General features: G+C 69.6%; 5 protein-coding genes and 1 pseudogene. 1 reads left to right on the forward strand and 5 read right to left on the reverse strand.

What is annotated here, in order from left to right; all coding sequences use genetic code 11:
- Positions 1–455 precede the first annotated feature (455 nt).
- From ACFWWQ_RS29405 to ACFWWQ_RS29420, 4 genes are all read right to left on the reverse strand, one after another.
- Positions 456–1337, reverse strand: a complete 882-nt coding sequence (locus tag ACFWWQ_RS29405) for a hypothetical protein (protein ID WP_384602288.1) — start codon at positions 1335–1337, stop codon at positions 456–458.
- Complete coding sequence (locus ACFWWQ_RS29410) at positions 1334–1795, reverse strand: hypothetical protein (RefSeq protein ID WP_384602290.1); 462 nt, start codon at positions 1793–1795, stop codon at positions 1334–1336. The genes ACFWWQ_RS29405 and ACFWWQ_RS29410 overlap by 4 nt, the downstream gene beginning before the upstream one ends.
- A gap of 80 nt (positions 1796–1875) precedes the next feature.
- Positions 1876–2208: a hypothetical protein gene (locus tag ACFWWQ_RS29415; RefSeq protein ID WP_384602291.1), complete on the reverse strand. Its 333-nt coding sequence runs from the start codon at positions 2206–2208 to the stop codon at positions 1876–1878.
- Positions 2195–3883, reverse strand: coding sequence for a hypothetical protein (locus ACFWWQ_RS29420; RefSeq protein ID WP_384602292.1), 1689 nt, complete (start codon positions 3881–3883; stop codon positions 2195–2197). The genes ACFWWQ_RS29415 and ACFWWQ_RS29420 overlap by 14 nt, the downstream gene beginning before the upstream one ends.
- A gap of 153 nt (positions 3884–4036) precedes the next feature.
- On the opposite strand from ACFWWQ_RS29420, the pseudogene ACFWWQ_RS29425 reads away from it, so the two are divergent.
- A pseudogene (locus ACFWWQ_RS29425) lies at positions 4037–5356 on the forward strand (IS630 family transposase).
- Positions 5357–5453: 97 nt separating this feature from the next.
- On the opposite strand, the gene ACFWWQ_RS29430 reads toward ACFWWQ_RS29425, so the two are convergent.
- Entirely contained in the window at positions 5454–6044 is a 591-nt protein-coding gene (locus ACFWWQ_RS29430) for a hypothetical protein (RefSeq protein ID WP_384602294.1), read from the reverse strand.
- Positions 6045–6435: the final 391 nt, after the last annotated feature.

Below are 6435 nucleotides of genomic sequence, written 5' to 3' on the forward strand. Positions count from 1 at the left end.
CTCGCGCGCGCGGTCCGGGACCACTTCCCCGCCCGGCCCTCGCCCGCGCCGGGGGGGCGGCCCCCGGCCCGCCGTGCCCGGCGCCGAGCCGCCGCTGGTCGGCGGGTGGCCGACTGAGACGTCCGGCCGACGCCCGCGGCGGCCCCGACCGGCACGGCATCATGTGGCGCCTGACCACCCACGGCGCGACCTCGGCCCGGGACTGCGGCTCCGACCTGCCCCAGGCGTGCTGGGCCCGGCACAGCGAAGGCATGGCCCTGTCCGGGCAGCAGGTGTGGTCACTGACCGAGTGGGCCGCGAACGCCGCCGGAAAGTGGGAACCGCCGGTCGTCGCGGAACGCGTGCTGTTCTCGGTACCGCTGGCGGGGCTGGACCGACCGGGTGACCGGCCCGCAGCGGAGTGCCGGCCCCGGCGGGGCCGGCCGCGCAGGCGGCCGACGGTCCCGCCGAGCCGGTCACCCGGTGAGGGAGAAGGAACCCAGAACGACCTCTTGTCGCCGGCGCTGTTCCAGCCGCTGGTCAGCCGGACCGGCTATCAAGATGGCGTACTGCTTACCGTCGTCTCCGACGAATACACGGTCAACGACGTGTCGTGGGCCGTACTTCTCACTGTTGTAGGAGTACTCGAGCTCCGCTGCGGCGTCGTCACCGGAACTGATCTTCTGCATCCGGATGCGCTTGTACCCCGGGTTCCCCGACAGGTTTTGATCCGCTGTCTTCACTGATTCGTAGGGTGTCGTCAGCAAAGCGGTGGCGCGGAAGATCTGGATGAGATTCTTGCCTCCCTCGGCCAGGTAGAAGACGCCATCGCTCTTCTGCGAGCGACTCCAGCCCAGCGGAACGTCCACGGTGAAGCCCGCCGGGTCGTGTACTCGCCGGTATCCGTCCGGTGTTTCCGGAACGGCAGAGCTTGAAGGCGCGACCGTGTCGGCCGGGGGCGTGGGCATCGACGAGGTGTACGGCAGCGTCATCACCCCGGCCACCGCTGCCGCGCACAGCGCAGCGGCCGCGACCAGAGCACGCACCCGGGTACGACGAGGGCGCCACGCGGCAGCGCTCGGGACGGGGAGAGGTGGACGCACCACCACCGGCGCCAGCTCGGTTTCCTGGATGCGTGCCTCCACCGGCCGGCGTGAGTCGGTCACGGGCGCATCGCTGCGGCCGTCCGGCAGCGTGGCGCGCGCCGGGTGGGGGAGCGGGATGTCCAGGAGCGAGGCGACATAGCGTCGCCACAGCGGATGGGCGGACGGGCCGGGCCGCTCTCCCGTGGGCCGACGAGCGGCGAGATCCGTTGCCAGAAGCGATTCGCGGTAGCGCTGCAGCAGAGGGGCTGTCATCCGGCACCCTCCCCCCACTGCCCGCCCGCGCTCTCCAGACCGAGAACCGCCCCGGGCGGCGGCGTCGCCGCGTCACCGGCAGCTGGGCCCCCAGGTGGTTGCTGTCGTTCGGCCGGCTCGCCCGACGAGGGACCTACGAGGCCCCGGACGCTCTTCGCGGCGCCGACCTGCCTCAGCATCGCCGGAGCGGAAGCACCCACGGCGACTGCCGCGTACACACCGGTGATCTGGGAGTGGAACAGCCATCCGGCCGCCGCGCCGAGGAGAAGACGGGTCGCCGCGGCCAGAAGATCCGAGGGAAGGTCGATATAGCGCCGCAGTGGGGGCAGACGCCCCCTGCCCTTGGCGAGCACACGGTGCCGCGCAGCCTGCCAGGTGGAGACCCGGCCGTAGAAGACCACGGCTTCCACGATGGCTCCTCCCGCGGCCCCGTAGGCCAGGTATGCGGGCCAGTCCAAGGCCATCTCCTCTGACGAACGTTCCCGTGCTCGGCCGAACCAGCCTGCCAGAAGGGCGAGTTCTCCGACAAGCATGCCGATCACGGGACGGAGGAAGCGGGAGGAGACGATGGTGGCTTCGCAGCAGGGCGCATGCCCGGGGCGGGAAGGCTGTGTGGGCGGCGTCGTCGGCCCGCCGCCAGCGTGACGCCGTCGGCGGGCTGGTTCGGCACCGGGCCTGCGGCTGCCCGGTCGCGTTCGTCGCCGTGGTGTTGGTCGCCGCCGCTCCCCGCGTCGTCGTGCCGCTCGGCGGCGTACCGGCGGGTGGCCCCGGACGGAGGGCTCCGTGCCCCTATGTTGTGGTCGCCGATGGCGAAGGCGCCGTGGACGCTGCCGATGCGGATGCCGTTGCCGCGGGCGTCAGCAGTTGCCATGTGTCTTCCGTTCCTTCGCGGCGGTACCGCTGTGCGGGGTGGTGTGGGTGGTGATCGCGTTGTGGTCGCCGACACCGACCGCGCCGTGCACAGTGTCGATGAAGACACCGCCGTTGCCGACGTTGACCGTCCGCTCCTCAGTGGTCTGCCAACCAGCTTCGTACAGCGCCTGCTGTACACCGCCGGTCACTCGGTCCTGGATGCCCCGTAGGTAGCGGTCAGCATCCATCTTCTGGACGTGCGAGGGCTCATCGTCCGAACCCAGCTCGCGGAGAGAGACCGCCGGGCCGTCGGGAAGCAGCCGGCCGTCGCCCAGAGTGACCACGGCCCAGGCCGAAAAGACCGCCGACGCCCCGAGGCGCAGCGCCAGACCGAGGCTTTCCGGGGTATGGCCCAGCGCCCAGAGCGCCTTGCCGGCCAGACTCTGGTGGCGGAGGCGGTGCGCGATCCGGTCGGCGTTCTGGAACTGCGGGCGCAGCGGCCACAGCACATGGGGGGCGAGCTCCAGCACCATGACGCCTCCCCTCGTGTGCACGCGTACGAAGACCGTCACGACCAGGCCCTCGCCCCAACCGCCGACGCGGATGCGCAGGCAGTGCCGACGGGCCTCGCCGCCCTCCTCGATCGAGGCTGCGCGGTGCAGCTCGAACTCCTCCTGGGTGTGCGGCGCCACGTGCCGACTGGGCAGCCCGTCCACCGGTAGGAACACGTACTCGTCGGCTTCCACTGTGCGCAGCCGGTCGCGCACCGCCGCCGCGCCCTGCTGCGCACCGCCGCCGGACGGTTCCCGCAACGGCTCCAGGGCCTGGCGGATCCAGTTCAGGACCGTGTCGTTGTCCAGGGGCCCGGGCGCATGGCCCTTGCGCGGCCGCAGCTCGACCGATGTCGACCACGCCTCGTGTGGCGTTCCCGAACCGCAGAAGGGATCGCCGACGCGATACAGCACCAGCGGGGCGTGCTGCTCCCTGCGGATGAGCGTGCGTACGCGGTGGAAGCGCGACCCGTCGGCCTGTTCCGCTGGGTCGGCCGCCAGGTCGGGGAAGCGGGAGGGGGACAGGGTGCCCGCCAGCGCGCCGGCGACCATGGCCCGCTGAGCGCCAACCGCCAAGGCCAACATCAGGAAGACGGCGAGCGCCGCCCATGCGTGCCGCGGGTCGACATGGGCCACGGCGCCGTACGGCCACGGGAGCGGGATGTCCGTGAAAGTCTCCGTCGTGGGCCCGCCACCAAGCGACCTCAGGCTCTCGGCCGCCAGGACCGTCGTCGTGAGGGCGGTGTTCAGCAGAGCTAGCAGCCCGTACCAGCGCAGGCACTGGGCCAGCACCCGGCGGGGCCGCCCCGCCCGAGGGTCGCCCGCCCGCAGCGCCGGTACGGCGGCGAGGACCACGACCGGGATCAGCAGGAAAAATACATTCGGAAGAAGCATCACGGTCACCGTCCAGACGGCCAGGATCGCCATGCCGCAGACCAGATCGATGCGTCGGGCGCGCAGCGCATGCGCCAGCACCCTGGCCGCGTCGAAGCCGGAGGACGGCGCGACGACGCGTTCATCGTGGACGTACAGCTCGTTGATCACCCTGTCCCGGAAGGCCGCGTCGAGATAGACCCCGGCGCACAGCAGCCGACACGCCTCACTGGCGGCCGGATCGGTACGGTTTACGGGTTGCGTCGCCATGTCCCCCGGATGCCCCCTGCGTCGAACTGGATCGAACTACCCCTCGTTGCACATAAGTTGACTGCTGCAAGCCATGCATTCTAGTGTGATGCGCCAGAAATCCTGATGGTTAGTTACTACCCTGTTGCCATGTCGCATCCGGGCCCTTCTGCTGTGGAGATCACACTGTCCGACGCCGAGCGTGCCGAGTTGGTGCGCCGGACGAAAATGCCGCACCGGCGCTCGGCCGAGAAGGCTCGCATCATCCTGGCGTGCGCTGACGGCTTATCAAACGCGGCGGTCGCACGGATCGTCGGTGTCCAGGCCAAGACGGTGGGCAAGTGGCGTCGGGCGTTCGCCGCAGAGCGGATTGCTGGGCTTGAGGACGCCGGCTGGATTGGTCGACCGAAGGCCGACCTGGTCCTGGACGAGGCTGAGCGGAGGCAACTGACCCAGTGGGCGCGGCGGGCGAAGACCGCCCAGTTCCTCGCGTTGCGAGCCAAGATCGTGCTGCGCTGCGCGGAGGGCGGGACGAACCAGCAGGCCGCGGCCGACCTCGGCATCGACAGGTCGACCGTGGACCGCTGACGGGCCCGGTTCATCGCCAAACGCCTCGACGGTCTGCATGACGAGCCCCGCTCGGGCCGGCCGCCCTCGATCCTCCTTGACCGCATCGAGGAGGTCATCGTGGCCACCTTGGAGTCGACCGCGGGCAGGGACACGCACTGGTCACGGGCCTCGATGGCCCAGCGCACCGGCCTGTCGAAGTCGACTATCGGCCGGATCTGGAAGAAGTTCGACCTCAAGCCCCACCTACAGGACTCCTTCAAACTGTCCACCGATCCGCAGTTCGTTGCCAAGGTCGTCGACGTGGTCGGCCTGTACCACCACCCGCCCGAGAAGGCGGTCGTGCTCTGCGTGGACGAGAAGTCCCAGATTCAGGCGCTGGACCGCTCGCAGCCGGTGCTGCCGATGATGCCGGGCATGCCCGAGCGCCGGACCCATGACTACTACCGGCACGGCATCACCAGCCTGTTCGCCGCCTTCAACATCACTGACGGCACTGTCATATCTCAACTCCACCGCCGCCACCGCGCGATTGAGTTCAAGAAGTTCCTGGTCCGGATCGACAAGGCGGTGCCCGCCGGACTCGACGTCCACCTCGTCTGTGACAACTACGCCACCCACAACACTGTCGAGATCAAGACGTGGCTGAGCAAACACCCGCGTTTCCACATCCACTTCACCCCGACCGGCTCCTCCTGGATGAACCAGGTCGAGCGGTGGTTCGGCCTGCTGACCGACAAGCTCATCCGCCGCGGCGTCCACAGGTCCGTGAAGGCCCTGGAGGACGACATCACCGCGTGGATCGACACCTGGAACGAGAACCCACGGCCCTTCACCTGGACCAAGACCGCCGACGAGATCCTCAACTCCCTCGCCGACTACCTCACCAAGGTCGGAACCGCCAGCCAGAAAACAGAGCAGAACTAACCATCAGGATTTCTGGCGCATCACACTAGTTCGGTGGCCGCCTGATCCGGCGAGCGGCCACTTTGGTGGTTGCCGATGCCGTGCACTGCGACGATCGTCACTGCTCTGGCCCTTCCTCCGAGTGACAATGAACGGAGTACGCCGGAAATCGCCAAGGGCCATCGGCAGTCACGCCGTTGACCTTGCTGATCTCGTACCAGTGTGCCTCCAGCCGAACGACCTCAAATCCTTCGCGTGTCAGTACGTCGACGAGAGCATCCTGGAGTTCGGCCGTCGTCGCAGTGATGGGGCGGGTGTAGACGAGGCCGTGGGAAGGCGGCAGTCCTCCCTCCCACTCGTCGACAGTGTGCAACTCCCATCCGTCTGCGCGGGCATCGCCACAGAGCAGTTCGCCTGGCAACCACGCCAGGACGTGGGTGACGTGGACGGTCGGCTGCGTCGGGCGGAGTATCGACGCCGCTGTGGAGCAGGCCCATCCGAGGGCCGTGACGTGGCCAGCCTTGCTGCCTACCAGAACGCCGCACTCGTAGGGGGAGATCGTGTGCACTCGATCTGGCACTGGGGACGGAGGCCCGAGTGGATCGCCCGATTCGGCATCCCAAGCCTGGACCTCCGCCTCGCTGACGACGGCCACGAGTACCGGTCTGCCGTTCACTTGGCTGACAGTCATCACCTGCTGGTCGGTCATGGGGACCGAGCCCACGAGCGAGGCCGTTACGAGATCCCAGATTCGTACCTGCCCGTCGTCCGCCGATCGCTCGGCGGGCGCGGCGGCGGCCGGGACCGCGGCCGGCGCACCCGCGTGCTGCGCGGCGTCCGTGGCGGTGCCGCCGACCCGCACCACGTAGGCGGCCGAACCGTGTCCGTCGGGACCGTAGCGGGGGCAGCGCGCGTGCCCCAACGGGCAGCCGGAGCACGCACATCGGGTGGCCGGACGCCGTGTGAGGTACTCGCTGACCTGCGATGGACCGGGTTCCGAGGCGCCCCGGGGGCCCGGGTGCAGCCCGTGCGGGCCCCGAGGGCAGCCGGCCCGGTCCCTAGGGGCAGTCGACCCTGCCCCCAGTCCTGCGACACGCCTC

Source organism: Streptomyces sp. NPDC059080 (genome assembly GCF_042739975.1).
GTDB lineage: Bacteria > Actinomycetota > Actinomycetes > Streptomycetales > Streptomycetaceae > Streptomyces > Streptomyces benahoarensis.

What these genes read in the sequence shown, in the direction of transcription:
- ACFWWQ_RS29420 (WP_384602292.1), bottom strand. Translation starts at nt 3,883, where the DNA reads ATGGCGACGCAACCCGTAAACCGTACCGATCCGGCCGCCAGTGAGGCG.
- ACFWWQ_RS29430 (WP_384602294.1), bottom strand. Translation starts at nt 6,044, where the DNA reads ATGACCGACCAGCAGGTGATGACTGTCAGCCAAGTGAACGGCAGACCG.
- ACFWWQ_RS29405 (WP_384602288.1), bottom strand. Translation starts at nt 1,337, where the DNA reads ATGACAGCCCCTCTGCTGCAGCGCTACCGCGAATCGCTTCTGGCAACG.
- ACFWWQ_RS29415 (WP_384602291.1), bottom strand. Translation starts at nt 2,208, where the DNA reads ATGGCAACTGCTGACGCCCGCGGCAACGGCATCCGCATCGGCAGCGTC.